26 protein-coding genes, 1 tRNA gene and 2 pseudogenes are annotated in these 26,527 nt (G+C 59.6%); 17 read left to right on the top strand and 12 right to left on the bottom strand.

The window, feature by feature from the left end; translation table 11 throughout:
• Positions 1-6: 6 nt before the first annotated feature.
• The gene (prfB, locus tag D3Y57_RS09590; RefSeq protein WP_121152795.1) at positions 7-1,134 is read left to right on the top strand and encodes a peptide chain release factor 2; all 1,128 of its coding nucleotides are present in this window, start codon (positions 7-9) and stop codon (positions 1,132-1,134) included.
• A 53-nt stretch (positions 1,135-1,187) separates the two neighbouring features.
• A complete protein-coding gene (locus tag D3Y57_RS09585; RefSeq protein WP_239026060.1) occupies positions 1,188-1,859 on the top strand; it encodes a class I SAM-dependent methyltransferase in 672 nt (223 codons plus the stop codon).
• Between the two features lie 10 nt (positions 1,860-1,869).
• Here the strand turns inward: D3Y57_RS09585 and D3Y57_RS09580 are convergent, their stop codons facing one another.
• Together D3Y57_RS09580 and D3Y57_RS09575 are read right to left on the bottom strand one after the other, a co-directional pair.
• Positions 1,870-2,574, bottom strand: a complete 705-nt coding sequence (locus D3Y57_RS09580) for a hypothetical protein (protein ID WP_121152793.1) — start codon at positions 2,572-2,574, stop codon at positions 1,870-1,872.
• Positions 2,571-3,770 carry a toxic anion resistance protein gene (locus D3Y57_RS09575; protein ID WP_430739031.1) on the bottom strand — a complete coding sequence of 400 codons (1,200 nt, stop codon included), beginning with the start codon at positions 3,768-3,770 and terminating at the stop codon, positions 2,571-2,573. The genes D3Y57_RS09580 and D3Y57_RS09575 overlap by 4 nt, the downstream gene beginning before the upstream one ends.
• A gap of 141 nt (positions 3,771-3,911) precedes the next feature.
• On the opposite strand from D3Y57_RS09575, the gene D3Y57_RS09570 reads away from it, so the two are divergent.
• From D3Y57_RS09570 to D3Y57_RS09560, 3 genes are read left to right on the top strand one after another with little or no spacing between them, the layout of a single operon-like run.
• A complete protein-coding gene (locus D3Y57_RS09570; RefSeq protein WP_121152792.1) occupies positions 3,912-5,318 on the top strand; it encodes a cytochrome ubiquinol oxidase subunit I in 1,407 nt (468 codons plus the stop codon).
• Positions 5,318-6,325: a cytochrome d ubiquinol oxidase subunit II gene (gene cydB, locus D3Y57_RS09565; RefSeq protein ID WP_121152791.1), complete on the top strand. Its 1,008-nt coding sequence runs from the start codon at positions 5,318-5,320 to the stop codon at positions 6,323-6,325. The genes D3Y57_RS09570 and cydB overlap by 1 nt, the downstream gene beginning before the upstream one ends.
• On the top strand, positions 6,309-6,416 hold the full coding sequence (locus D3Y57_RS09560; RefSeq protein ID WP_121152790.1) for a DUF2474 family protein: 108 nt from the start codon (positions 6,309-6,311) through the stop codon (positions 6,414-6,416). The genes cydB and D3Y57_RS09560 overlap by 17 nt, the downstream gene beginning before the upstream one ends.
• A gap of 166 nt (positions 6,417-6,582) precedes the next feature.
• On the opposite strand, the gene D3Y57_RS09555 is transcribed toward D3Y57_RS09560, so the two are convergent.
• Positions 6,583-6,876 carry a plasmid stabilization protein gene (locus D3Y57_RS09555; RefSeq protein ID WP_121152789.1) on the bottom strand — a complete coding sequence of 98 codons (294 nt, stop codon included), beginning with the start codon at positions 6,874-6,876 and terminating at the stop codon, positions 6,583-6,585.
• Between the two features lie 110 nt (positions 6,877-6,986).
• On the opposite strand from D3Y57_RS09555, the gene typA reads away from it, so the two are divergent.
• Positions 6,987-8,819, top strand: a complete 1,833-nt coding sequence (gene typA / locus D3Y57_RS09550; RefSeq protein WP_121152788.1) for a translational GTPase TypA — start codon at positions 6,987-6,989, stop codon at positions 8,817-8,819.
• A 38-nt stretch (positions 8,820-8,857) separates the two neighbouring features.
• Here typA and D3Y57_RS09545 read toward each other — a convergent pair whose 3' ends face one another.
• On the bottom strand, positions 8,858-9,049 hold the full coding sequence (locus D3Y57_RS09545) for a hypothetical protein (RefSeq protein WP_121152787.1): 192 nt from the start codon (positions 9,047-9,049) through the stop codon (positions 8,858-8,860).
• A 20-nt stretch (positions 9,050-9,069) separates the two neighbouring features.
• Complete coding sequence (locus tag D3Y57_RS09540; RefSeq protein ID WP_239026017.1) at positions 9,070-9,828, bottom strand: Crp/Fnr family transcriptional regulator; 759 nt, start codon at positions 9,826-9,828, stop codon at positions 9,070-9,072.
• A gap of 105 nt (positions 9,829-9,933) precedes the next feature.
• Between D3Y57_RS09540 and D3Y57_RS09535 the strand changes: the two genes are divergently transcribed.
• Both D3Y57_RS09535 and D3Y57_RS09530 read left to right on the top strand, forming a co-directional pair.
• Positions 9,934-10,119, top strand: a complete 186-nt coding sequence (locus D3Y57_RS09535) for a hypothetical protein (protein ID WP_121152786.1) — start codon at positions 9,934-9,936, stop codon at positions 10,117-10,119.
• Positions 10,120-10,252: 133 nt separating this feature from the next.
• Positions 10,253-11,761 carry a lipopolysaccharide biosynthesis protein gene (locus tag D3Y57_RS09530; protein ID WP_239026016.1) on the top strand — a complete coding sequence of 503 codons (1,509 nt, stop codon included), beginning with the start codon at positions 10,253-10,255 and terminating at the stop codon, positions 11,759-11,761.
• A gap of 6 nt (positions 11,762-11,767) precedes the next feature.
• On the opposite strand, the gene D3Y57_RS09525 is transcribed toward D3Y57_RS09530, so the two are convergent.
• Together D3Y57_RS09525 and D3Y57_RS20185 are read right to left on the bottom strand one after the other, a co-directional pair.
• Positions 11,768-11,917: a lmo0937 family membrane protein gene (locus tag D3Y57_RS09525; protein ID WP_121155700.1), complete on the bottom strand. Its 150-nt coding sequence runs from the start codon at positions 11,915-11,917 to the stop codon at positions 11,768-11,770.
• 67 nt (positions 11,918-11,984) lie between these two features.
• A complete protein-coding gene (locus D3Y57_RS20185) occupies positions 11,985-12,152 on the bottom strand; it encodes a hypothetical protein (RefSeq protein ID WP_162987071.1) in 168 nt (55 codons plus the stop codon).
• Between the two features lie 86 nt (positions 12,153-12,238).
• Between D3Y57_RS20185 and D3Y57_RS09520 the strand changes: the two genes are divergently transcribed.
• Positions 12,239-12,313 (top strand) — tRNA-Thr (locus D3Y57_RS09520).
• Between the two features lie 280 nt (positions 12,314-12,593).
• On the opposite strand, the pseudogene D3Y57_RS09515 reads toward D3Y57_RS09520, so the two are convergent.
• Both D3Y57_RS09515 and D3Y57_RS21105 read right to left on the bottom strand, forming a co-directional pair.
• A pseudogene (locus D3Y57_RS09515) lies at positions 12,594-13,984 on the bottom strand (chloride channel protein).
• Entirely contained in the window at positions 13,981-14,109 is a 129-nt protein-coding gene (locus D3Y57_RS21105) for a hypothetical protein (protein WP_277873345.1), read from the bottom strand. Before D3Y57_RS21105 ends, D3Y57_RS09515 begins: the two are co-directional and overlap by 4 nt.
• Before the next feature lie 400 nt (positions 14,110-14,509).
• On the opposite strand from D3Y57_RS21105, the gene D3Y57_RS09510 reads away from it, so the two are divergent.
• Positions 14,510-15,160 carry a nuclear transport factor 2 family protein gene (locus tag D3Y57_RS09510; protein ID WP_121152785.1) on the top strand — a complete coding sequence of 217 codons (651 nt, stop codon included), beginning with the start codon at positions 14,510-14,512 and terminating at the stop codon, positions 15,158-15,160.
• Between the two features lie 41 nt (positions 15,161-15,201).
• Here the strand turns inward: D3Y57_RS09510 and D3Y57_RS09505 are convergent, their stop codons facing one another.
• Positions 15,202-16,017, bottom strand: coding sequence for an SDR family NAD(P)-dependent oxidoreductase (locus tag D3Y57_RS09505; RefSeq protein ID WP_239026015.1), 816 nt, complete (start codon positions 16,015-16,017; stop codon positions 15,202-15,204).
• A 71-nt stretch (positions 16,018-16,088) separates the two neighbouring features.
• Positions 16,089-16,862 (bottom strand): SDR family NAD(P)-dependent oxidoreductase, encoded by a 774-nt coding sequence (locus D3Y57_RS09500; protein ID WP_121152783.1) that lies wholly within the window; start codon positions 16,860-16,862, stop codon positions 16,089-16,091.
• 443 nt (positions 16,863-17,305) lie between these two features.
• Here D3Y57_RS09500 and D3Y57_RS09490 point away from each other — a divergent pair, with 443 nt between their 5' ends.
• The 5 genes from D3Y57_RS09490 (at position 17,306) to D3Y57_RS09470 (ending at position 22,209) form a co-directional block, all read left to right on the top strand.
• Positions 17,306-18,826, top strand: coding sequence for an amidase (locus tag D3Y57_RS09490; RefSeq protein WP_121152781.1), 1,521 nt, complete (start codon positions 17,306-17,308; stop codon positions 18,824-18,826).
• Between the two features lie 117 nt (positions 18,827-18,943).
• Entirely contained in the window at positions 18,944-19,702 is a 759-nt protein-coding gene (locus D3Y57_RS09485; RefSeq protein ID WP_162987070.1) for an SDR family NAD(P)-dependent oxidoreductase, read from the top strand.
• Positions 19,703-19,716: 14 nt separating this feature from the next.
• Entirely contained in the window at positions 19,717-21,012 is a 1,296-nt protein-coding gene (locus D3Y57_RS09480; RefSeq protein WP_162987069.1) for a spinster family MFS transporter, read from the top strand.
• A 224-nt stretch (positions 21,013-21,236) separates the two neighbouring features.
• On the top strand, positions 21,237-21,710 hold the full coding sequence (locus D3Y57_RS09475) for an Lrp/AsnC family transcriptional regulator (protein ID WP_121152779.1): 474 nt from the start codon (positions 21,237-21,239) through the stop codon (positions 21,708-21,710).
• 1 nt (position 21,711) lies between these two features.
• The gene (locus D3Y57_RS09470) at positions 21,712-22,209 is read left to right on the top strand and encodes an Lrp/AsnC family transcriptional regulator (RefSeq protein WP_121152778.1); all 498 of its coding nucleotides are present in this window, start codon (positions 21,712-21,714) and stop codon (positions 22,207-22,209) included.
• A 123-nt stretch (positions 22,210-22,332) separates the two neighbouring features.
• Here the strand turns inward: D3Y57_RS09470 and D3Y57_RS09465 are convergent, their stop codons facing one another.
• Positions 22,333-23,082, bottom strand: coding sequence for an SDR family NAD(P)-dependent oxidoreductase (locus tag D3Y57_RS09465; protein WP_239026014.1), 750 nt, complete (start codon positions 23,080-23,082; stop codon positions 22,333-22,335).
• Here D3Y57_RS09465 and D3Y57_RS21605 point away from each other — a divergent pair.
• Both D3Y57_RS21605 and D3Y57_RS09455 read left to right on the top strand, forming a co-directional pair.
• A pseudogene (locus tag D3Y57_RS21605) lies at positions 22,986-24,244 on the top strand (alkene reductase). The gene D3Y57_RS09465 and the pseudogene D3Y57_RS21605 overlap by 97 nt on opposite strands.
• Positions 24,245-24,278: 34 nt before the next feature.
• A complete protein-coding gene (locus D3Y57_RS09455; RefSeq protein ID WP_121152777.1) occupies positions 24,279-26,402 on the top strand; it encodes an oxidoreductase in 2,124 nt (707 codons plus the stop codon).
• The last annotated feature ends 125 nt before the right edge of the window (positions 26,403-26,527 follow it).

The raw sequence follows: 26,527 nt of genomic DNA, 5'->3' as shown, positions 1-26,527 counted from the left end.
AAGACCATGCGCGCCGAAGCGCAGGCTCATATCGATCAGATCAATGCCGCTCTAGAGCTGTTGCGCCGCTTTCTCGATTGGGATCGCGCGCTGAAGCGGCTCGACGAACTGAATGCAAAGGTCGAGGATCAGGCGCTTTGGAACGATCCAAAGGCGGCGCAGGCGGTCATGCGCGAACGTCGCCGTCTGGACGAGGCGATCACTGCGACGCGTGCCATCCAGAGTGAAATGGACGACACGACCGAGCTGATGGAAATGGCCGAGGCCGAGGGCGATTCGGCCATGGTCGATGAAGGCGTGGCGGGACTGGCTGCGCTTGCCGAACGGGCCGAGCGCGACAAGGTTTCGGCGCTGCTGGCTGGCGAGGCCGATGGCAACGACACTTATGTCGAAGTGAATGCGGGCGCGGGCGGCACGGAAAGTCAGGACTGGGCCGGGATGCTGACACGCATGTATCAGCGTTGGGCCGAACGGCGCGGCATGAAGGTCGAACTGATCGACAGCCATTCGGGTGAGCAGGCGGGGCTGAAATCGGCGACGCTGATGCTCAAGGGCGAGAACGCCTATGGTTATGCGAAGACCGAAAGCGGTGTGCATCGGCTTGTCCGCATCAGTCCGTATGATTCGGCGGCGCGGCGGCACACCAGTTTCGCCAGCGTCTGGGTCTATCCTGTGGTGGACGAGAATATCGACATCGAGATCGTAGAGAGCGAACTGCGCATCGATACCTACCGCGCGTCGGGTGCCGGTGGGCAGCACATCAATACGACCGATTCTGCGGTGCGCATCACCCATATTCCGACCAACATCGTCGTTCAGTGCCAGAACCAGCGGTCGCAGCACAAGAACAAGGCGGAGGCGATGAACCAGCTTCGCGCGCGGCTTTATGAAGCTGAGTTGCGCAAGCGCGAGCTGGAAGCAAACGCAACGGCGGCGAGCAAGACCGACATCGGATGGGGGCACCAGATCCGATCCTATGTTTTGCAGCCGTACCAGATGGTAAAGGATTTGCGGACTGGCGTCGTTTCGACTGCGCCCGGCGATGTCCTAGACGGTGATCTCGACATGTTCATGGCGGCGGCCCTGTCGCAGCGCGTGACCGGAGAAACTGTCGAAGTGGAGGACGTGGATTGAGCGTGAGCGAGCCTCGGTACGTGCGGGTGATGAAAAATGTCGGACTGTTTTCGATGTTTCTCTTCACCGCCTGCCATGCTCAGCCGCAAAATCCGCGCTCAACCGATTTTCCGTCGGCCGAACGTCCGGTTGCGTCCATTGTGTCGCCGCGCTGGTCCGATGAGGATACGCGCGACCGTGCCGGTGAAGCGACCGAGGTGATGAACCGCGCCGGCGTGAAGCCCGGCATGACGGTAGCCGATATCGGCGCGGGCGAGGGTTATTACACCGTCCGCCTTGCCGCTCGTGTGGGTGCCAAGGGGCGCGTTCTGGCGCAGGATATCGTACCCGAGGTACGCGATGCGCTGGCCGAACGCGTGACGCGGGAACGGCTCGATACTGTCAGCGTGAAACTGGGTGAACCCGATAACCCGGAATTGCCCGAAAACAGTTTCGACCGGATATTTCTGGTTCATATGTATCACGAGATCGCGAGTCCCTATGCGTTTCTCTGGAACCTGCGGCCTGCGGTCAAAAGCGGGGGGCGGGTGATCGTGGTCGATGCCGACCGCCCGACCAATCAGCATGGTACGCCGCCGAAATTGCTCGACTGCGAGTTTGCGGCGGTCGGCTATGCGCGGGTCGATATGCAGGTGATGCCGTCGGCGGGCGGGTATCTGGCGGCCTATGAACCACGCGGGCTGCGACCTGAGGCGGACGCAATCAAGGCGTGCGGGACGCGGTGATCGCCGGGGTTTAACCGAGCACGTCGCCCTGATACTTTAATTCCAGATACTTGCCCTGCGTCGCCAGTTTCTCAAGATCGCCGCGCGCCAGTTGTTCGCTCATTCGGGCCAGTTCGCTGTCCACGACGGTCAGGCCGTCGATCAGTTGTTTGTCGGGAGCCATGCCATCGACGCCCTCTCTACGGAGAGCGACGGGGACGCGGCCATAGCCTTTCACCAGTTCGGGCAGTTCGTCGGCAATCAGGCGGCGGATCTCAGCCGCGGCGGGTTCGCGCTCATCCAGCGTCTGAAGTTGCGGGGCGAGTGCTTCGAGTTTCAGGCCGATGCCGTCGCTTAGCCGTTGGGCTGGAGCGGGTAGCAGCGCACGTTGACTGGCGAGCCAGTTTTCGGTGCGCAGCGGCAGTTGTGCCAGCGCGGTGGTGGGGAGTGCTGCTGCATCGGGCTGGCGTTCGCCCGGCATCATGATGACACCCAGCGCGACCAGCAGGAATATGAGGCCGGCGATCATCACGCCAGTGGTGCCGACCCCGGTTGGCAGGATGAAGCCGGCGATGATGACGGTCAGCAGGATTGCCATCGCGGCCCAGACTATCCGCATAGCCTTTCGCGCGGCGGAACGGCGCTGTGCCGCGCGGACGCGTTGTTCCATGCGCGGGGCGGTGCCGTGACGCTGGAGAACGGCTTCTGCGCGGGCGAGGACTTCGTTGGAGTTCATACCGGCTCGAATGGGCTGGGCGCGGTGCTGCTCCCGATGCGGGCCTGCGATGCGCCTTCGGTACGGGCGATATAGCCGCGCGATTTCTCGACTTCGGTTCCCAGCGCGTCGATCGTGGTTTTCATCGAGATCAACGCCTTGGCCTTGAACGTGTCGATGCTGTCCATTGTGTCATAGATATTCTGGAACGCGCGTTTCAGGGTGTCGAGCGGGATCGTCGATCCAGCGGCCTGTTCGTGGATGGCGGCCGTATTCGCTTTCAACAGCGCACCGGTCGAATCGATGATGTTCGCGGTCGTGGTGTTCAGTGCGGTGATCTGTTCGAGCACCAGCCGCTGGTTGGTCATGGCCTGCGCCACGGTGACAGCGGTGCGCAGCGCGGAGACCGTAGTGGTCGAGGCGCGATCGACGCCCTTTACCAGTTCGACATTGTTCTTTTTGACGAGATCGAGCGCGAGATAACCCTGCACCGTCACGGCCATCTGAGTGAGTAGATCGGTCGTGCGCTGGCGGACGTAGAACAGAGCGGTTTCGCGGATCGCCTTCGCCTTGGCCGGGTCGCTGGTTTCCAGTTCGAACGCCTTGGCTTCGAGCTTTGCGTCCAGAGCCTTTGAGACGTGGATCATTTGTTCCAACCGACCCATTGCCGCCCATAGAGACTGACGCTCGACCGAGATCGCGGCATTGTCTTTCAGCAACTCGTCCTTGCCGCCCTGAAGGCGGGTGAGGATGGACGCGATGTGCGATTGTGCGGATTTATAGCCGTCGAAGTAATTTCGCATCTTGTTGCCGAAGGGCAGGATGCCGAACAGCTTGCGCGGTGCGGTCAGGTTGCCGCGCGCGCCGGGGTCCAGATCCTCTATCGTGCGGCGCAGTTCGGCGAGGTCGGTGCCGACGCCGCTCTCCTTGTCCATCGCGCGTACCGGACGGTCGAGAAAGCGGTTTGACTGGCCCGCAGCATCGGCGATCTCGCGGCGGCCCATGTCGGAAATCTGATCGACGCGCTTGCCGAATTCAGGCGAGTTCACATCCTGCGCGGCCAGTTCTTCGACGAAATTCTCTGCCTTGGCCTCCAACTGAGTCTTTTGTGCATCCTCCAGAGGGACAAGCCCGCTCGCCTTTTCAGGAGCGACAACCGGCACGGGATCGGGCGCGGTCAGGACAAGGTCTGCGGGTTCGGCAGTCTGGGTCGCCATCGTCATCGCCTTCTTCAAGTTCCCCCCTAGATAAGCGGGGATACGTGTCTTATTCAAGTGACACAGTTAATTGCAGTTACTGCAATCGCACTGTCGTCGATTCTTCTTCTATCGCGGCCATAACAGGCGTAATCGCGCGCAATGACCCCAGCCGAAACCGCGCTAATCCTTGCTCGCGCCCAGTTCGCGTTCACGGTTTCATTCCATTTCATCTTCCCCAGCTTTTCGATCGGACTGGCGAGCTACCTCGCTGTCCTTGAGGGGCTGTGGTTGAAGACCGGCAAGCAGGTTTACATCGACCTGTTCCGATATTGGGTCCGCATCTTTGCCATCGTGTTCGCGATGGGTGTCGTTTCGGGCATCGTCATGTCCTATCAGTTCGGGACCAACTGGGCGGTATTCTCTGACAAGGCGGGACCGATCATCGGGCCGCTGATGGCCTATGAAGTGCTGACCGCGTTCTTCCTCGAAGCCGGTTTCCTGGGCGTCATGCTGTTCGGCATGAAAAAGGTCGGTCCGCGATTGCACTTCGGTGCGACGCTGATGGTAGCCATCGGCACGTTTATCTCTGCATTCTGGATATTGAGCGTTAATAGCTGGATGCAGACGCCGACGGGCTGGGCGGTCAACGCCGTCGGTCAGTTCGTGCCGAAGGACGGTTGGTTGCCGATCATCTTCAACCCCAGCTTTCCATTCCGCCTCGTCCACACGGTTATCGCGGCCTATCTGACGACCGCGTTTATCGTCGGCGGGGTCGGGGCGTGGCATTTGTTGAAGGGCAACAAGACCCCTGCGGTCAAAAAGAGCTTTTCAATGGCGATGTGGATGGCGGCGATCGTCGCGCCGATCCAGATTTTCGCGGGCGATATGCACGGCCTGAACACACTGGAACATCAGCCGGTAAAGATCATGGCGATGGAGGGGCATTTTCAAAGCCATCCTGACGGCGCGCCACTGATCCTGTTCGGCCTGCCCGATCAGGATGCCCAGACCGTGCGCTATGCGCTCGAGATTCCGAAGCTGTCATCGCTGATCCTGAAGCATGACCTGAACGCGCCGCTGAAAGGCCTGGATACGGTAAAGCGCGCCGACCAGCCGCCGGTCGCGATCGTATTCTGGACGTTCCGCATCATGGTCGGCATCGGTTTTGCGATGCTTGGGCTGGGCCTGTGGAGCTTGCTCGCACGGGCTCGTGGCAAACTATATGACTGGAGCTGGCTGCACCGTGCCGGGATATTGATGGGACCGTCTGGAACGGTTGCCGTTCTTGCAGGCTGGGCGACGACGGAAGTGGGCCGCCAGCCTTGGGTAATAACTGGCTTGTTGCGCACGTCGGATGCTTCGTCGGCCATCGCCACGCCGGGCGTCGCAACGTCGCTGGCGGCGTTCGTGATCGTCTATTTCGCCGCGTTCTCGGCGGGCACATGGTATATTCTGAAGCTGATGGCGGTCCCCCCGCACGAGGATGAGCCCGACAATGTCGCCGGACCGATCCGCACAAGCGGAACCACGCCCGCGATGGAGGGCCAGATGGCGGAGAAAGCGTAATGGACCTGACCGTAATCTGGGCTGGAATCATCGCCTTCGCCGTTGCCATGTATGTCGTCATGGATGGTTTCGATCTGGGCATCGGTATCCTGTTTCCGCGTTTCAGGGTGGGCAGCGAACGCGACATGGCAATGAACGCCATCGCGCCGGTCTGGGACGGGAACGAGACATGGCTGGTGCTTGGTGGAGGCGGGCTGATGGCTGCGTTTCCGCTGGCCTATGCGATTGTCCTGCCTGCTCTTTATGCGCCGTTGATCGCGATGTTGCTTGGGCTGATCTTTCGCGGGGTCGCATTTGAATTCAGATGGCGCGACCCGAACCATCGCAAGGCTTGGGATGCGGCATTTTGTATCGGTTCGTCGGTCGCGACATTTGCTCAAGGGATCACTCTGGGCGCGCTGTTACAGGGTATTGCCGTCAACGGGCGTAGCTATGGCGGTGGCTGGTGGGATTGGCTGACCCCGTTCTCGTTGCTCTGCGGGTTCAGCCTGCTGGTCGGTTATGCCCTGCTGGGTGCCTGTTGGCTGATCTGGCGGACCGAAGGACCGGTCCATGACGATGCGCGCCGATTTGCCAAATGGTTGACCCCGGCAATGGTCGTTGCCCTTGGCCTGGTAAGTCTCGCCACACCTTTTCTGGACGGGCAATATTACGTACGCTGGTTAAGTTCGCCGGGCCTGTTCGTTGCGATCCCGATGCCGATACTGGTCGGTGTGGCGGCGATCATGTTGTGGCGTACTGTACATAAGGGCAAGGACCACTCACCATTCCTTTGGGCGCTTGCTATCTTTGGCCTGTCGATGGCGGGTCTGGCCGTGTCGATCTGGCCGGACGTAATCCCCGGTCGTGTTACGATCTGGGAAGCTGCGTCGCCGCCTGTCAGCCAGTTATTCATGCTGGTCGGGGCGGGAGTCATGGTGCCCCTTATCCTTGCCTACACAGGCTGGTCGTATTGGGTGTTTCGCGGAAAGGTCGGCGAAGACGGCTATCATGCGCACGACCATTAAGCAGGTGGGCTGGTTGATCCTGATCTGGGTCGCCAGCGTCGCCACACTTGGCGTGGTCGGATTTGCGATCAGAGCGTTGCTGAAACCATAAGTTGTTGAAGCCATAATCTGTCTGCCATAAAACCCGTGTTCCTGAGCTTGTCGAAGGGTTGTCCTGCGTTGACCCTTTAGAAGGGCAGCCCTTCGACAAGCTCAGAGAAACGGAGACTATTGGGGTTGAGATTAGTGGGCTTGCGCTCAACCGCGACTGTGCTCAGCTATTTCCCGGCATTCTTGCGTCTCGTCACCCAGCCTTTGCGGGCTGCCGCCGAACGCCCTTCTGCCGATGTGCCGTCATTTGCTTTTCCGCCGCGCGATGAGGATACGTGGGTGTCCTTCTTGCCGCGTCCCGACCCCGACTTGTTCCCGCCGCCGCTTTCCTTGTTCACGGTGGCCCATGCCCGTGCTTCTGCGGCTTTTTTCGGGACGCCACGGTCTTCGTAGCTCTCCTCGATATGCTCGGCTTTACGCTTCTGTTTGTCGGTATAAACGTCCTTCGATCCACGGGGCATTTCGGCTCTCCTTTTCCAGAAGCGCGTAACGCCTGACCTCGCACCTTGTTGCAGAGCGTCATTTCGGCTAAGCGCGCGCCAACTCCCAGTTCGTTCACCCAGGATATTTCATGAGCCTACGTAATGTAGCCATCATCGCGCACGTCGATCATGGTAAAACAACTCTCGTCGATCAACTGTTTCGTCAGTCGGGAACTTTCCGCGACAACCAGCGGGTTGAAGAGCGCGCGATGGATTCGAACGATCTTGAAAAAGAGCGCGGGATCACGATTCTTGCCAAGTGCACGTCGATCGAATGGGATGACCATCACGGCGAAAAGACCCGGATCAACATCGTCGACACGCCCGGCCATGCCGATTTCGGCGGCGAAGTGGAGCGGATTCTTTCGATGGTCGACGGCGTTGTCCTGTTGGTCGATGCAGCCGAAGGCGCGATGCCACAGACCAAGTTCGTCACCGGCAAGGCACTTGCGCTGGGGCTGCGTCCGATCGTCGTCGTCAACAAGATCGATCGTCAGGATGCGCGCGCCCAGGAAGTGCTGGACGAGGTGTTCGACCTTTTCGTCAGCCTTGATGCGACCGACGAACAGCTTGATTTCCCAGTCATTTTCGCCAGTGGCCGTAACGGTTATGCGGGCGATACGCCTGACGTTCGCGAAGGTACGCTGACCCCGTTGTTCGAAACGATCGTCAAGCATGTGCCAGCACCGTCGGCCGATCCTGATGGTCCGTTCAAGTTCCTCGTCACGCTGCTCGACCGCGATAACTTCCTTGGTCGTATTCTGACCGGGATGGTGTTCAGTGGTTCGGTCAAGACCAACATGGCGATCCATGCGCTCGACCCGGACGGCAAGATCGTCGAAACCGGCCGGGCATCGAAGATCATGGCGTTCCGTGGCCTTGAGCGTGTTCCTGTCGATGAAGCCAATGCGGGCGACATCATCAGCCTTGCCGGCCTGACCGTCGCCACCGTCGCAAACACGATCTGCGATCCGAGCGTAACTGAGCCGCTGCATGCGCAGGCGATCGATCCGCCAACGCTGTCGATGCGTTTTGCCGTGAACGATTCGCCGATGGCGGGCCGCGAAGGCAGCAAGGTTACGAGCCGCATGATCCGCGATCGCTTGTTCCGCGAAGCCGAATCGAACGTCGCGATCAAGGTGACCGAATCGTCCGACAAGGACAGCTATGAAGTTGCCGGTCGTGGCGAGCTTCAGCTTGGCGTTCTCATCGAGACGATGCGTCGCGAAGGTTTCGAACTCGGTATCAGCCGCCCACGCGTGCTGTTCGCCGAGGATGACAGCGGCGCGAAGACCGAGCCGTATGAAATCGTCATCATCGACGTCGATGAGGAATATTCGGGCACGGTCGTCGACAAGATGAACATCCGTAAAGCCGAAATGACCGACATGCGTCCGTCGGGCGGCGGCAAGACCCGCATCACCTTCAGTGCGCCAGCACGCGGGATGATCGGTTATCACGGTGAATTCCTGTCCGACACGCGCGGCACCGGGATCATGAACCGGCTGTTCGAGAAGTACGGTCCGCACAAGGGCAAGATCGAAGGCCGCAAGAATGGCGTGTTGATTTCGAACGGAGCGGGCGAGGCGAATGCCTATGCGCTCGGCCCGCTTGAAGAGCGCGGCATCCTGATGGTTGCTCCACAGGAGCAGCTTTATGAGGGCATGATCGTCGGCGAAAACGCGAAGACCGACGATCTGGAAGTCAATCCCATGAAGTCGAAGGCGCTGACCAACTTCCGGGTGAGCGGCAAGGAAGACACGATCCGCCTGACCCCGCCGAAGCGTCTGACGCTGGAGCAGGCGATTGCCTATATCGATGACGATGAACTGGTCGAAGTTACGCCCAAGAGCATTCGTCTTCGCAAGCGTTACCTTGATCCGAACGAGCGCAAGCGCGCCAGTCGTGCCAAGGCTGCCTGATTAACCTAGGCTGCTTGATTCAAAAACGCCGTCGCCCCTCAGGGGCGGCGGCGTTTTTCTTTGGTTTCGGGGTGTGCAACAGCTTCCCCGGCGGCGTCGATCATCCGTTTGCCCATTTTGGCCGCGGCCTCGGGTGTCATCGATAACGCTACCGCATCGGGGCCATCGATTATGACGACACCACTTTCGGCCTGTACCTTGCCGGCCTGATTTTCGGTCTTGCTGCTCATCCAGCCAACTCCTTTAGGGTTCAATGCGCGGACGGATAAAGATATCCATCATCGAACTCCGCAATCGAGTGGAGCGCACGGATGTCGGTGACGTTCACATGGCCGCCCTTGAATGTGACGATATTGCGCTCGCGCAATTCGCGCAGAACGCGGTTGGCATGGACTGCCGTGATGCCACAGGCTTCTGCGAGGTCGGACTGGTGGAGCGGTAACGGGAAATTGCAACCGTCGCTCAGCCCGACCATCTGAAGCCGCCGCCCAATCTCTGCAAAGAAATGCGCGACCCGGCCGCTCGCGCCCAGACGCCCAAGCCGGAAAATCCACTCACGATGCATTGCCGCGTCGAGCAACGTGCTGAACCACAGCATCCGCCCAAGATTGGGGTGGTCGATAATAAGTTTCGACAAAACGGGGTGCGGATAATTCGCGACTTTAACCTCGATCAGCGAGGCGATGTCATGATCCAGCCGCCGCAATGGAAATCCGTGCAGATCAACGAAATCGCCGGGAACATGGAGCGCGACCAATTGCCGGTCACCTTCCAGCCCGTCCATGTAACGGCAGACGAACCCCTCCACGAGCAACATACTGTGATTGATCTCGGTGCCGTGGTGAACCAGTTCCTCACGCGCGCCATAGGTCGTTACCGAATCGGCGGCCTGTTCCAGCGCGGTCAATTCAATTTCACTCAGGTCTTCGCGGTGACGGCCCATCAAAAACCGGCTGCTCAGCATCATGTCCCCCAATATGCACGCCCAATATTCGTGTCCTGAGCGCAACGTTTCGTTCCCGCGTTAGCTCCCTTTGCGTCAAAATGAATTGATCGAGGTTATTCGTGATTTCGTTTCAGAGGCATATTCAGGGGTCGGCGAGGGGCTGTTTTAATGAACGAGCACAATAACATGGAATATTATCAGGGCCGCGCCCTTCGTGAACGTGAACTGGCGCGGACATCCGCCAATGCGTCAATTGCGCGCATTCATATCGAGATGGCGGAGCATTACGAAAAGATCGTCGCAAAGAGCCAGATCGAGATCGAATCGCCGCCAGCGCGCTTTGGCGGGCGTTGATATCGTCTGTTCATGCACGGAAGTCGCCGCGAGATTATTTGAACAACCGGGCGGTTGTTTAACGGAATTGCTGATACTGGTCTGATCCTTGGCGGACGCATGGATGTCCGAGCCGCAGGGAAATGCAGTATCAATGTCGATATCTGACGAACTCAGCCATCATGGCCCAATCGTCACGGCCGATGATATGCCCATGGCCTCTGCCGGACTTGGCTCGCACGTCGTGAAAAGTCTTGTGTGGCGGTCTGGCAGCCAGATTTTCGCCCAGCTATTCACCTGGTCGGCGACGTTCATCGTCATTCGCCTGCTGGCCCCCGCCGATTATGGCGTGTTTGCCATGACATCCAGCGTGCTCTTTCTGCTCAGCATGTTGAGCGGGGGAAGTTTTGCAAGCGCACTCGTCCGTTCCCCGTCATTGGATCAGCACCATGTTCGGCAAGTTCTGGGACTGCTGATCCTGCTGAACGGTGCGCTTGGGATCGTGCAGTTCATGGTCGCACCGACAGTTGCCGCCTATTATCGCCAGCCCATCATCGCCGATTTGCTGCGTGTGCAGACGCTGATCTACCTTGCCAATCCCGTGCTGGCCCTGTCGGTCGCGTTGCTCAGTCGCAAGATGGACTTCAAAGCACAGGCTCTGGCGAACTTTGCTTCGGCGTTTGCGGGCGCTGGGACGGCCCTTACAGGGGCGCTGGCGGGGTGGGGGGTATGGACCCTCGTATTCGCACCAATAGCCATGATCTGGACGCGCACGATCGGCATGGCGATTGCCGCGAGGGTCGATTTGACGCCGAGTTTCACCTTTCGCGGTGCCGGGGCGACGATGGGCTTTGGCATTGCGATGATTACAAGCCAGCTTTTCTGGTTCATCCAAACGCAGTCGGATATTTTTATCGGCGGGCGGTTCCTGTCGGCCAGCGACCTTGGGCTTTATACGACCGCTTTGTTTCTGGCTCAGTTACTGACCAGCAAATTCGTGCCGCCGATGAACGAGATCGCCTATTCCGCCTATGCACGTTTGCAGGATGACCGTCCTGCCGTGGCCGATGCCTTCGTCCGGTCGACGGCGATGATTATGTTCGTGTCGTTGCCGTTTTACGCCGGAATGGCGCTGACGGCCAAGCCGCTGGTGCTGACGGTGCTGGGGCCACACTGGGCGGGCGTGGCACCGTTGATCACGCATCTTGCGTGGATCATGCCGTTCGTGACACTGCAAATCCTGTTTGCTCCGGTGACCAATGCCCTGGGTAAGCCAAGGATGGCGGTCTATAGCTCGATGGCGGGCGCGATAATCATGACGGCGTGCTTTGCGATCGGCGTCCAGCATGGAACAATCGGCCTGACCAAGGCTTGGATGGTCGGATTTCCGATATTGACGATAGCGACCGGAGCCATGTCTTTGCCGGTGATAGGGCTGGGCGCAAATACGTTGTTGCGCGGTTTGGCTGGGCCGGTGACTGCTGCCGCATTAATGGCGGTGGTGGTTGCGATGGTCGATAATGCGTTGCCAACGCTCTCGACACTTCCCCACCTAATTATTTTGGTCACCACTGGGGCGATCGCATTCGCCGCCGCAGCCGGGATATTTGCTCGTCCGATCCTGAACGATATCCTCGGCCTCGCGCGGCGAACCCGTGCCTGAGGTCGGCTAGACCGCTCGACGACCGCTGACGAAATGAATCACGAGCATGATTACGGCGACAACCAGTAACAGATGGATCAACCCGCCGGCGACGTGAAACGCCAGGAACCCGAGCAACCACAGCACGACGAGAACCGCTGCTATCATTCCGAACATTGGATTTCCTTCCGTGATACCAGAAGGAAGAACGTTCCGTGAAACAACACGTTCCACATGCGGAATCTTATTCCGATGAACCTTTGTCAGGCTGTTTTCGGGCGTCCTGTTCCGGGGGGAAATCGCCTTCTTCATCAGCGCCATAAGTTGGCTGCGGCGCGCGGCTTTGAGCTTTGCGCTTGCGAAGATTCTCGCGCAGCGCCGCTGCCAGTTTTTCGGGGTCTGCCTGAACCATTTGCTCTTGATAGGCTCCTGTGCCTTGACCCGTCCACCGGCTTTGTTCATAGGCGCGCCTCTATTGACGCTCGTTTGAGTCAATGTGCTGCCGTAGCTCAGTGGTAGAGCGCATCCTTGGTAAGGCTGAGGTCCGGAGTTCAATCCTCCGCGGCAGCACCATTACTCTCAGGCACTTGGGTGGTGTTTGGGGGTTTTGAGATAAGAGGCGAATGGGTCCGCACAAGCACTGGATAAGCGCCGCTGATTGATCCGAATGGTTTGAGACCAATGGGCCTCAAAATAGCGATTTTTATTTTTCATCCCCCCATACACCAGCGCGATTTAGCAGAAATTCGCCCAATTCGGTGATTACCAAGGCAGCCACCGTCGCTACGTCAGGACCGGCATGGAAGCGGGCGCGGTGCCGCACTGATCGACCACTTTTGACAGGAAGAGCGCGCTAACCCTGCTGCGTATGTCCATCGGTGGTCGCAGCATCCTTTGTCTGACCGCTGTCCTGTGGCGCACCGCGCCCATGGGTGAAAGGTTTGGCCAGGCCATGATAGAGTCGCTCGCGGCAGACCAGCGCACTGACGAGATCCGCGATCAGGGCAGTCACAAACAGCGGCACGATCATTCCGCGACTGGCGGTGGTCTCGGTCACGATGATTACCGCCGTCAGGGGCGCGCGCACGACCCCCACAAAATAGCCGATCATGCCCAGCAGCACGATTGCCCCCTTGGGATCATCGGGAAAGATTCCGGTCAGGAGATCGCCGAACCCCGCACCAACGGACAGCGATGGCGCGAATATACCGCCCGGCGCGCCACTCAAGGCGGTCGCCATCGTGGCCAGGAACTTCGCGGGGCCGAACCAGGATGAGCCGCCCTGGGATTCAACGAGATGACGGGTCGCTTCATAGCCCGTCCCCCAAGTCGCGCCCGCAGTCGCGATGCCCAGCACGGCGACGATCAGGCCGCAGACAGCCGCGAGCAGAACTGGCCGCTTTTTGGCGACACGAATCCAGGGATGGGTCGGAGCGGCGAAGGCCAGCAACGCACGCGAGAACAGCCCTCCCGCCAATCCTCCAGCGATACCTGCAAGAGGGGCTACGACAAGGACCGAACGCAAATCGAGCGTCTGTCGCATCGCGCCGAAATAGATATAGTCACCCGCGATACCCAGGCTGACGAGGCCAGCCACCATGACTGCCGCCATGACCAGCACAGCGACCTTCTGCTCATAGGCAGACGCCAGCTCCTCGATCGCAAAGGCGACGCCCGCCAGCGGCGTATTGAAGGCGGCGGCTACACCGGCAGCGCCGCCTGCAATCAGCACCCCGCCGTTATCGGAACCCGCAGCGCGCGATGCACCGCCACCATGATTGCGGCGCTGACCTGCACGGTCGGCCCTTCCCGCCCGACTGATCCGCCCGCGCAGAGCATCACGATCGTCATGATCAGCTTCACCGCAGCCGTCTTCAGAGATACCAGGGGCCCCAAGGCTTCCCGACCTGGATTGCGAGAGGCCGCGATCACCTGGGGTATACCGGAGCCGCGCGCTTCGGGTGCAAGGCGATTGGTGAAATAGATGACGCCGGCAAACACTGCCGGCGTCAGCAGCAAGGCCCCATAAGGCCATAGATTATCCACCTGGAGAAATATCCGCTGTGCCAGGTCGCCCATTTTCGCGAAGGCGATGGCAAACAGACCCAGCAGCACGGCGCCGATGCCGGTAGCGATCCGGCGCCTGAACACGGACAGTGCGTCGCGGGCTTTATCGGTCGCATCGCCTGACACCAGGCCCTGCCATACGGCGGCCAGTTGCTTCACGCGGGGAAACAACCTCATGAGTGCGCTGTCCATGGTGCCATGCGCAGAATCGCAAAGTCGGCGAGCGCGGAGAGGATCGAACCAAGAAAGAGGCCGATCTTGGCCGCTTCAGTCTGGTGCCTGACGGTATAATAACAGCGCATAATGTAGCCCTCCTAGCTCAATCAATCAAACCGGCCATGCGCGCGATTTTGCGCGCGGTGCCTGTCGATCAGGCTGCCTTTGCGATACGTTCCACCTTTAGTTATCTTCATGCGCGTGTGCTTGTGTAAGTCCATATGCAGTTTGCACCCGCGTCAACGTATCGGCCCTTATGCCGAACGTTTTTTCAAAGCGAACTTCCACTTTGGCAGACTGGCTGGCGTGGCCGTTCAGCAGGGCGCGGAGAGTTTGCTTCGATACGCCGATCATGCGTAATAATAGTTATATAATATTACGCGTATTGAGAATTTGTGCGGTTATAATTCTTGTTGTATCAAGGGGTGCGGCTATCAATGTTCCGCATATGGCGGAACGGGTATATTATTTTGGGAGAAAAGGCACATGGGGCCTGTAGAATCGGAAACGCTGCTTGCGCGCGTGGATCGCCTGGAATCGCTTGATGCAATCCGGCAATTGCCAGCCAAATATGCGCTGGCGCTCGACATGCGGGACATGGACGCGATGGTTTCGCTTTTTCCGGACGATGTGCGCGTCGGTCGAGACGCGTCGGGCCGCATGGCGCTACGGAGTTATATGGACGGGACCCTGCGTTCGCCCTTTACCGGCACGTCCCATCACATTGGCGGGCATGTGATCGAATTCGACGATCCGGACCATGCTCATGGAATAGTCTATTCCAAGAACGAGCATGAAACCGGCGACGAATGGGTCATCATGCAGATGATGTACGTGGATGATTATGTCCGTGCCGCCGGACCGGACGGCCTGCGCTGGTATTTCGCGCGACGGCTGCCGCTGTATTGGTACGCGACCGACCTGAACAAGCCGCCCATTGGCGAGCGCAAGATGCGCTGGCCTGATACTGAGTGGGTAGCGGGAAACTTCCACAAGCTTTTCCCGAGTTATGCCGAGTTCTGGGCGCGTGCCGACGATCACGGTGGCCCGGTCGCCGAGCCTGCGCCACTGGAGGGGTTCCTGAACGCCATGCGACGGGGTGCGGCGGCACCGAAGGTCAAGGTGCGGGCGGAGTAAGCCGCAAGGATGGACCGGGAGGCTTTTGCCTCCCGACCCGTTCAGATATAGTAACTGGCACCGTTAACTGCGAGGACGGAGCCATTGACGAAGCTGGCGTCGTCGCTGGCCAAAAAGGCGACGGCCGCGGCGATTTCGGCCGGGTCGGCCATTCGACCCAGTGGCACGGACTGTTCCATCGACTTGATCCACGCATCGGGAATGCCCTGCATGATCGGGGTGTCGGTAGGGCCGGGGGCGATGGCGTTGACCCGGATCTTGCGGGGTGCCAACTCGCGCGCCAACTGCCGCGTGAGGCCGATTACCGCCGCCTTGCTGGCGACGTAATGGGTGCTTCCTTCGCCCGACTGTGCGCTGGTCGAACTGACATTGATGATTGCGCCTGCACGGCCGTCCCTCGCCTGCTGGCGGGCAAATTCGCGACAGACATAGAAGGTGCCGTTGAGGTTGACGGCCATGACGCCCGCCCAGCCATCGTCCTCCATGTGAATCAACTGATCCACGAAGATGGTGGAACTGCCTTTCTCTGCGACCTCGGCTTCTCGAGCGGCCATTGCGCCGTAAAATTCGTCCGACCCGTCACCGGCCGCACGGCCGATGCCGGCGTTATTGACCGCTATGTCGAGTCGGCCGAAGCTTTCTCGCGCGACGGCGATCGCTTTTGCCACCGATGCAGAGTCGGCGACGTTGCAGGCGATCGGCAGCACGCCGGAAAGGGTTTCAACCTCACCCGGATTGAGGTCCAGCGCGGCGACCTGCGCGCCCTCTGCCACCAGCCGTTCGACTATGGCGCGACCGATGCCGCGCCCCGCGCCGGTCACGATCGCCGCGCGGCCGTCCAGACGTCCTGCCATCATTCATTCTCCTCAATTATTTGGCGTGTCACCTTTGGCGCACGCTTTATTTTTTTGCGCCGATCAAGGCGGTGTCAGCCCGGCATGTAAAGCTGCGCCGCCTTGCCACCATCGACGGGCAGCGCCGCGCCGGTAATATAGCTTGCGGCGTCGGAAAGCATAAAGACGATGGCTTCTGCCAACTCCTCCGGGCGACCGCCACGGCCCATGGGGATGGCGTCCATCGTCTTGCCCGCGATTTCCGGCGCGCGAGCGGCAAAATCTTCCGTTCCGGCGGTTTGCACCTGACCCGGTACGATGGCGTTGACACGGATGCCTAACCGGGCACCTTCCATCGCGGCGACGGCTGTGAACTGGATAAGCGCAGCCTTTGACGCAGAATAGCTCGACATGTTGGGGGTCGCGCGAATGCCGCAGGTCGAAGAAATATTGACGATGGCTCCCTTGCCGGCCGCCGCCATGACTTTCATCGCGGCCTTGGTGCCGACGAAGACAGCGTCGGCATTGACCGTGAAATCCTTGCGCCACTGTTCCAGCGTTAGCTGGGAAATCGGAGCATAGTGAGCGGACATGGCATTATTGACCATCATGTCGAGACGGCCATATTTCTGACCGACGCCCTCGACCATCGCGGTAAAGGCCACATCGTCCGAGACGTCGAGCTGGATCGCTTCTGCCTTGCCGCCTTCGCTCGCGATTCGGGCCAGCGCTTTATCGAGCTGTTCCTGTCGACGTCCGCAAATGACAACCTGCGCGCCACGGCGCACGAGCAGTGCGGCGGTCGCGAGGCCGATGCCGTCGCTACCACCTGTGACGATGGCGACCTGGCCTGAAAAATCCTGACTCATCAGCAATCCGATCCTTTAATAATGTCTTGATTTATGTGTCCGACATATTTTTCCGGTCAAAACGCAATCAACATGCGCGACCTGTTGATACTGATTGTATGCGTATCTTAAAGGCATGTAAATTACGAATATATCGGGTGAGTGATGATTGTCGCCAGTTTTGATCGCGACGCTGGCCGGGGTGTGCAGTAGCAAGCAATGAAAGAGGTCAATGATCATATTTTTCGCGCTTGTTGGTATAAAAGGCGTTTTTTCTGAATAATGCGTAATCAAAATAAGCTTGAATTTCGCAAATAGTGTAATATCGTCCAATCAATAAAAATGATGCGTTGAATCGGAGAGGGTCAAATGTCTGAAGCGAATGTGGCTCCTGTCACTGGGCTGACCCCGCAATTCCGCACACGCTTTTTCGCGCTATTATGCGCAGGGCTGAGGAGCAGGATATGGGCGAAGGCAGGGGCATGACTCGCCGCGAGATTGTGGCGAGTGGCGCGGCGGCGCTGGGCATGGCGAATATTTCGACTGGCGCGGCGGTAAAGGCCGCCGATCCGCTCGATAGCCATGATGCGCTGGGGCTCGCCGAACTGGTCCGCAAGCGACAGGTGTCGCCAACGGAGTTGCTGGACCGCGCGATCGCCCGAGCGGAGGCGCTCAACCCGCGTTTCAACTTCATTGCCCAGAGGCATTATGCTTATGGTCGGGCGGCGATCGCCAAAGGTCTGCCACAGGGGCCGTTTACCGGCGCTCCCTGGCTGCTGAAGGATCTCAATACCTATATCGCGGGTCTGCCTACCGAAAATGGTAGCCGTTTCTTCAAGGGCTACCGGCCCGATGTTACATCGGAATTGGTCAACCGGATCGAGCGGGCGGGTTTTGTCGTTTTTGGCAAGACCACAGTGCCCGAACTGGGCCTGACAGGCACGACCGAGAATAAACTGACCGGTGATACCCGCAACCCGTGGAACCCGGCTCATACCACCGGCGGATCGTCGGGCGGAGCGGCGGCGGCGGTGGCAGCGGGTGTGCTGCCCGCGGCTCACGCCACAGATGGCGGAGGCTCCATCCGTATTCCGGCATCCTGTTGCGGACTTTTTGGCTTGAAGCCGAGTCGGGGGCGTGTGCCAATGGGGCCACCGCGTACCGAGGGCTGGGCGGGTCTGTCGGTTCATCATGCCGTATCTCGCAGCGTGCGCGATTCGGCGGCTATCCTTGATGCGACGCAGGGGCCGGAACTGGGTAGCCGTTATGCGGCGCCGACGCCCGGCGAGAGTTTTCTGTCGCAGGTGACGAAAGCGCCGCAGCGGTTGCGCGTGGCGCTGATGTTGAAATCTGCGACGGGTAGCCCGATCGATCCGGAATGTGTCGAAGCTGCGCGGGCGGCGGCGCGGCTGTGCGAAAGCCTTGGGCATCATGTTGAGGAAGCTGCGCCGCCAATCGATGCGGCTGCGCTGGGTGGGGCCAGCTTCGTGCTGATCGCGTCGTCGGTCGCTGCCGATATGCTCGACCGTGCGAAAGCTACGGGTGTGGCGATCGGACCCGATGTGCTGGAACAGATCACGCGGGACTTCGTCGCCTATGGGCAGAAAACCACGGGAATGGATTTTGCCCGCGCCAATAACACGCTTCAGACCGCAGCGCTGGCGGTGGCGCGGTTCATGGCGAACTACGACGTAATCCTGTCGCCCACGCTCGGTGCGCCGCCGCTCGCGATCGGGCGGATCAACCTCTCACCCGATACTGATTTCATGCATTGGGGCGAGCGCGCGGCGACCTTCTCTCCCTTCACCCAGCTTGCCAATATGACCGGCCAGCCGGCCATGTCGGTGCCGCTCAGCATGTCGAGCACGGGGCTGCCCATCGGCGTGATGTTCATGGGGCGTTACGGCGACGAAGCGACGCTGTTTCGTCTGGCGGGCCAACTGGAGAAAGCTGCGCCCTGGAAGGATCGGCGGCCGATACTCTGATCGACTTTCCGACGACGGACGTGGATTACGCAAATCAAAAGTATTAACTTGAATACGCCCGTGTAACGCGTATAAATAATTCTAGAAAATAACGCATAAATTGCATTGGAGACGGAAGTGCGCGGATTAGCTGGCAAGGTAGGCGTGGTGGCGGGCGGCGGACGAGGCATCGGTGCCGCGACAGCGCGGCGTCTTGCTGAGGAAGGTGCGAGCGTCGTCATTGGCGATATCGTCGAACAATGGGCGGTTGATACGGCCGCCGCCATCCGTGGTGGCGGTGGCAAGGCGGTTGGCGTGCATCTTGATGGAACCAAAGCAGCATCGCAGGCTGCCATCGTGGCAATGGCGATCGACGAGTTCGGTGCGCTCAACTTCTATCATTCCAACCTTGCGGGCGGGACAGAAGGTGACATCGACGTGCTGAATTGCACCGAAGAAGTGCTGGATCGATCCTTCGCGATTAACGCCAAGAGCCATTTCCTCGCGACCCAGGCCGCCTTGCCCGTGCTGATCGAGAGCGGTGGCGGAGCGATGATCTATACGTCTTCCGGTGCGGCGATCGGAGGCAATCCGTTGCAGGTTGCCTATCCAATGACAAAGAACGCGGTTCACGCCCTTGTCCGCCACGTTGCGCGCAAATACGGCAAGAAGGGCATTCGCGCCAACGGCATTTGTCCGGGCGTGGTCCTGACCGAGGCAGTGGCGGAGCATCTGACCGACGAATATGTCACCTCAATGCTGCGCACCGTGCCTCATCGGCGGCTCGGCCAGCCAGAGGATATCGCGGCGGCTGTCGCCTTTCTGGCGTCGGAAGACAGCGCGTGGGTCAATGGCCAGTTGTGGCACGTCAATGGCGGATCGCTGTTTCGCGATTGAGGAGGTAAATGCCCATGACCCGCGCTTCCAATCCCTGGGTCGTTCTCGCGACGCTGTTGTTTATCTATATTTTCAGCTTTGCCGACCGTTATCTGATCACGGGACTGGTCGGGCCGATCAAGGCTGAATTCGGCGTTGGCGACGGAACGATGGGCCTGTTGATGGGGCCGGCTTTCGTGCTGCTTTATGTGGTGCTCGGCGTTCCATTCGCCCGACTGGCGGATCGGTGGTCGCGCGTTCGGATCATCGCCATAGGCTGCTTGCTCTGGAGTTGCGCGACCGCAGCGACGGGACTGGCGACCAGTCTTTTGGACTTGTCATTGGCGCGGGTCGGAGTTGGGGTCGGTGAAGCGGCTTTTGTTGCGCCAGCTTATTCGCTGCTGTCCGACTATTTTCGTGCCGAACGTCGGGGCATGGCTTTCGCGATCTTGGGGCTTGCGACTTATATTGGTCAGATCGCAGGTCAGGGCGGTGGACCCGCCATTGCTGCGCATTTCGAATGGCGCAGCGCATTTTATCTCATGGGTGGCATCGGCGTGGTGCTGGCGATCGTGGCTTTGCTTGTGATCCGCGAGCCGGAGCGCGTTTCGTCTGGTGGACGCACGGGCGTAGCCATGCCGTTCATGGCGCTGGTGCGGGCGCTCGGTGCCACGCCGGCTTATGTATGGATGATGCTGGCCTTTGCCTGTGGAGCGTTGTCGGGCGTCGCTTTCGGCTATTGGGGGCCGGAGTTGTTTGCGCGCAGTTACGGGCTTGATCCGGTGGTTGCCAAAACGACGTTTGCGGTAAATTTCGGGCTGTCGGGTATAATCGGTATGCTCTCGTTCGGAGCCATTTCCGACCGGATGTCGCGTCGGGGCATGGTCTGGCCAGCACGGCTTTCCGCCATTGCGGTGGGTGCCGCGACGATGGCGATCCTCGTTGCGACCTGGGCCGACAGCTTTGCTGTTGCCCGATTGCTCGCCATTCCCGCCGGCCTGTTGGGTGGCGGGTGGTCGGTCGGTTTCCTGGCGACGCTGCAATATATATTGCCCGGTCGCATCCGTGCGGGCGCAACGGCCCTGTTCCTGTCGGTAACGACTCTGATCGGCTTTTGTGTCGGACCATGGGCGGTTGGCGTAATCAGCGAGTCGCTCGGCAACGATATTCATTCGCTTCGGATTGCGCTCAGCGTCGTCATTCCGTTCGGATTTCTGGCCGCGCTGTTTGGATGGCTGGCAAGCATAAAGGTGGAGCGGGGCCGGGCGGCGCTGGATGCGCTGGACGAAGCATTGAGTGTGCGGGTGCGCTCCACGGCCGCGGCGGGATGAGGCGGTGCTTTCGGTCCCCGAACCGGATGTTCCGATAATCCGCTTTGCGTCGGTCGGTGACCATCGCTATCCGCGCTACAAGTTGGCTTTAGTCTCGCGATGATGGGACACGAACTCGGTGCGTCCGCAACGTCGTCGACTGTGCGGGGGCGTGATGCACATTCCAGTTGACCTTTATTAGAACAGGGGGGCAGGTGCCAACTAACAAGGGATCAGGTAAACGCATGGGTGATCGTTTCGCCGTCGATAACGTCGATTGGAAGATCGTAGAGCTTCTGCGGGCCAACGGGCGAGCGACCAATCAGCAGATTGCCGACATGCTCGACCTGACGGCGGCGACCGTTTCGGCACGCATTCGCCGCCTGGAGGATGCCAATAAGCTGCGTGTGGTCGCGGTGTCGGACTTTGCGGCGCATGGTTATAATGTGCTCATGCAGATGGTGATAGAAGTGAAGGGGCGACCGGCATCCGAAGTGGCCGAGGAACTGGCAGCTTTTCCGGAAGTGTTCGCTGCACATCTGGTCACGGGACGTTACGACATCGACCTGTTGGTCGTGCTGCGTGATTTTGACGAACTGTCGAATCTCATGTCGGCCAAATTCGCGAACGTGCGCGGTATCCGCTCGATTACTCCGGCGATTGCGCTCGATGTCCTCAAATACCACTTTGATGTGGCGCCGATCGAGGCGAGGGAATGATATGAGCACGCCGCAACTTGATGAACTCGACAGGCAGTTAATCGAAATATTGGCGCGTGACGCGCGCGTGTCGAACCGCAAGATAGCGGCTGATCTTAAAGTCACCGAAGGGACGGTGCGCGGACGGATCAAGCGGCTGCAGCAGGATGGAATGATCGCTTTTACCGCGATCACCAGCCTCGGGCTCGCCAATTCCGCCAAGCTCGCTTTTGTCGGTGTTCAGGCGGAAATTCAGAATGCGCGTGAGATCGGGCAGAAGATTTCTGAATTGCCGATGGTGAAGGCGGTGATGATTACCATGGGCCGATTCAATATTCTGACCATTTGCCTGTTCGACGATCTCGATCAATTGCATGAACTGGCGTCGGAACAGATATTATCGTTGCCGGGTGTCCACCATATCGAAACCTCGATCGCAGTTAAAACCGTCAAATATAATCCGCGGATCGTGCGCATCACGGACTTGGTGACCACGGAGGGCGCGCCCAACCTGGCTTGATGTGTAGAATAACAATTCTGCAAACCCCGTGCCTATCGGCGATTTCCAGTTGCAGTTTGATGGCGTGCTACGGGGGCGGTCCCGATCAGGACCACCCCGTAGAATGCGGTGCCACCTCGTCGTTCAGGCGGTGGCACCGCCGTCGACGACCAGAGGATGGCCAGTAACGAAACTGGCCTGATCGGAGCAAAGCCAGAGCACCGCTGCGGCGATTTCTTCGGGTTGACCCATGCGACCCATCGGAGTCATGCCATCCAGAACCTTGCGCATTTCTGGGTTTGATGTGAGCGGTGCTGTCATCGGAGTTTCGATAACGCCGGGGCACACGGCGTTGACGCGAATGCCATTTTTGGCCCAGCGCAGCGCGCCGTGACGAGTAAGGCCAACCACGCCATGCTTGGCCGCAACATAGGCAGGTTGTGCGCCGTTGCCGACAAGCCCGTTGATGGAAGCGGTGTTGACGATGGCACCCTTGCCGCGCTTGAGCATCGCCTCTGCTTCCTCGCGCATACAATACATGATGCCTGACAGGTTGATCGACAGGCTGCGTGCCCAGACGTCGTCCTCATATTCGTTGGCCGTCGGACTGTTGATGCCCGCGTTATTATGGGCGAAGTCGAGAGCGCCAAATTCAGTGATCGTGTGATTGATCAACGCCTTTACATCTTCCGGGTCAGCAACATTGCACCGTTGAAAAAGTGCGCGGCCGCCAGCTTTTACGATGAGTTCGACGGTTTCCCGTCCTCCTTCCTCAGCGATGTCAGATACAACAACCGATGCTCCCGATGCAGCGAAGGCGATCGCTGTGGCGCGACCGATTCCGCCGCCCGCTCCGGTCACCAGCGCGACCCGTCCTTCAAAACCATAATTCATGCGCATCATCCTTGAATTGCGTATCCAAAGGTATAGTTTACGACGCAAACACCGGTCAACGGTCCATATTGAAAGCGAACTACGTGGTTGATCCTTTATTTGTCCCCACACTTCTTGGTGGAATAGCGCTTTCCAATCGGATCGTTATGGCGCCGATGACTCGTGGTCGCGCAGGGGATGACGACATTCCAACCTCGCTGATGGTGGATTATTATCGACAGCGCGCCACCGCCGGTTTGCTCGTGACGGAGGGTGTGCAGCCGACACCAGCGGGTAAGGGTTATTGGCGCACACCGGGTATCCATAGTGAGGCGCAGATCGAGGGTTGGCGGGCCGTAACGAGCGCCGTTCACAAGCGCGGGGGCGAATAGTCATGCAACTCATGCACTGTGGCCGTGTGGTCGTGCCAGCCAATCGGGGATTCGAAGCGGATATCATCGCGCCGTCTGCGATTTCCTGTCCGGAAAAAGTCCCCGGTCCGGATGGTGTGCCGGCACCCACGGCCATGCCCCGCGCCATTCCGAGGAGCGAAATCCCGGCACTGATCGATGATTTTGCGACCGCAGCCAGAAATGCCATGGACGCAGGGATGGACGGCGTAGAACTGCATTGTGCCAGCGGTTATCTGATCAACCAGTTTCTCAATCCCATCAGTAACGCGCGCGACGATGATTATGGCGGCGGAGTGCAAAACCGGATCCGCTTTCCAGTTCAGGTATTGGAGGCCATGTCAGCCGCAATCGGTGCGGATCGCGTCGGGTTCCGTATCTCGCCGGGCAACCCCTATAACGGCATGGACCCGGCCAACCCCGTCGATACGTTTCTCCCGTTCGTTCAGGCGGTTGACGGTCTGGGACTGGCCTATCTGCATCTTGTCGATATGCAGATTCCTGACCTGCCGATCCTGAAAATGCTGCGGGGGCGCTGGTCGGGCCCGATAATCGCCAACAACAATCTGAAGTCCGATTCGGCTCGAAGGCTGCTCGAGCAGGACAGGGCGGATGCCGTCAGTTTCGGCCGGGCCTTTATTGCCAATCCCGATCTTGTTGAAAGGCTTCGCGACAACGCGCCGCTGGCAAAACCCGATTTCTCCCTGCTCTATGCGGGTGAGGAGAGGGGGTATATCGATTACCCTCCCCTTGTGGCGAGTGCCTCGGCATGACGCGTGGCGGCAATGACATAAGGAATGATGTCTGATGGCGAACGATGACTATGCGCATCTACTCGCGCCGGGTCGGATCGGAACACTCGATGTGCGTAACCGCATCTTTGTTACGGCCATGGGGGTCAGCCTGTCCGAGCCGGATGGCCAGTGTGGCGAACGGCTGATCGCCTATCATGAAGAGCAGGCCCGGGGCGGGGCGGGGCTTATTATTTCTGGCGTTGCGGGTGTCGCCTGGCCGACGGGCGCGGTTCAACCCAATCAGAGCGCCATTTCTCACGATCGCTTCCTGCCCGGCCTGCGGGCGCTTGCCGAGCGGGTGCACCGCCACGGCACGAAAATCGCAGCGCAATTGCATCATGGCGGGCTGGTGGCCGGCTATTCCGGCGATGCTTTCGATGAGATGATCTGGGCGCCCTGCTTGCCACCACCGATGCAAGGTGATTTTCTGAGCTATTTTTTGCCCGAAGAAATGGCTTCCTTTGCTGGCGGTAAGATGCCCCGGATCAAGGTGATGGACGAGGCGGACATCGCTATTGTCGTGTCGCAATTTGCAGCGGGCGCGCGGCGCGCCAAGCAGGCGGGATTCGATGGTGTCGAAATCCATTCCGGGCATGGCTATCTGCTATCGTCCTTTCTGTCGCCCAAGACGAACAGCCGAACCGATCGCTACGGCGGTCCGCTGGAAAACCGCGCGCGCCTCCTGCTCGAAGTGATCGGGGCGATACGCGCTGAGGTCGGTTCCGATTTCCCTGTCTGGTGCAAGCTTGACGCGCGTGAGATCGGCAAGGACGGCGGCATTACCCTCGACGTGGCGATCGAAACCGCGCGTCTGGTCGAAGCGGCGGGTGTCGATGCCATCACCGTTACGTCTTATCACAATGTCGGTATGGGAAAGCTGCATTCCGGCTCGAATATTCCGCATGTGCCGGAAACCAATATCGCTGCCGCCCGTGCGTTCAAATCGGCTGTAGCGCTCCCGATTATTGCGTCGGGGCGTGTCGAGGCGAAGGCGGCCAATACGCATATCGGTGCTGGTGATTATGATTTCCTCGCGATGGGCCGCAAATTGCTGGCCGATCCCGCGCTGCCGAACAAGTTAGCGGCGGGCATGGCGGATACAGTACGGCCATGCATCTATTGCTACACCTGTGTCAGCGCGGCTTACACGCGAGAGCCGCTGCGCTGTGCGGTTAATCCCGAAACAGGCTTTGAATGCGAGCGTGTGCCGCCCGTGCGCACGGGAATGCGCATCGTGGTTATCGGGGGCGGTCCGGGCGGCATGGAGGCCGCCTGTCGAATGGCGGAGGCAGGCAATACCGTCACCCTGATCGAGAAAGGCAATCGTTTGGGCGGGACGCTGCGTTTCGCTGCACTTGCCTATCCTCCGAACGAAGATCTGCTCGTTTGGCTCGCAGCCCGCACCCAGCGGTCCGGGGTCGATGTGCGGCTCAATACGGACGCTACGCCTGACATGCTTCGCGTCCTTGCACCCGATGCCATCATTGTCGCGACCGGCGCGCGACGGGATATGCCCGACATTTCGGGCAGCGATCAGGCCCATGTTTTCAGCGGCGACGATATGCGCAATATGCTTATGGGCGAGACCTCGGGCGCTTTGACGCGAAAGCTGGGGTTGGCGACGCGCGTGGCCACTCGATTGGGCGCGGCTACGGGTCTTACGAGTAATCTGGAATTCGTTCGCGCGGCCAGCCGGAAATGGATGCCCCTTGGCAAGCGTATCGTGATTATCGGCGGTGAACTGGTTGGTCTGGAACTGGCTGAATTTCTGCACGAGCGCGGTCGTCATGTGACTGTTGTGGAACCCGGCCCCCGAGTGGGCAAGGGATTGCTGCTGGTCCGGCGGATGCGTCTGGTGTCGGAACTGAAGGAACATGGTGTGGCTCTGCATGCCGGTGCAAGAGACATTGCGATCGGACCCGAGGCGGTATCGTTCAGCGCTGCAGATGGCGCGTCGCACGATGCGCGGGCGGATCATGTGATTGTCGCAATGGGCGCGCGGGGCGATACGTCTCTCGCCGACAGCTTGCGCGCAGAGGGGTTTCAGGTTGAGACGGTCGGTGACTGCCTTGGCGTCACTTACATCGAGGGGGCGATCAGGGGCGGTGCAAAGTCAGTGGCGAAACTATCCGCCTGACGCCGTTTCAAGCGTTTTGATAATGCGATAGGTCAGATCCCGCTGCGGCGTATGGGCTGCGATCGCCCGAAGCGAAAAAAGTATGGCCTAACCCCTGATGGGATTAGGCCATATTTCGAACCCGA

This window comes from Sphingomonas paeninsulae (assembly GCF_003660165.1).
Taxonomy (GTDB): domain Bacteria; phylum Pseudomonadota; class Alphaproteobacteria; order Sphingomonadales; family Sphingomonadaceae; genus Sphingomonas_O; species Sphingomonas_O paeninsulae.
The sequence above is the reverse complement of the archived record's forward strand: the minus strand, read 5'-3'. Positions and strand labels throughout refer to the sequence as shown.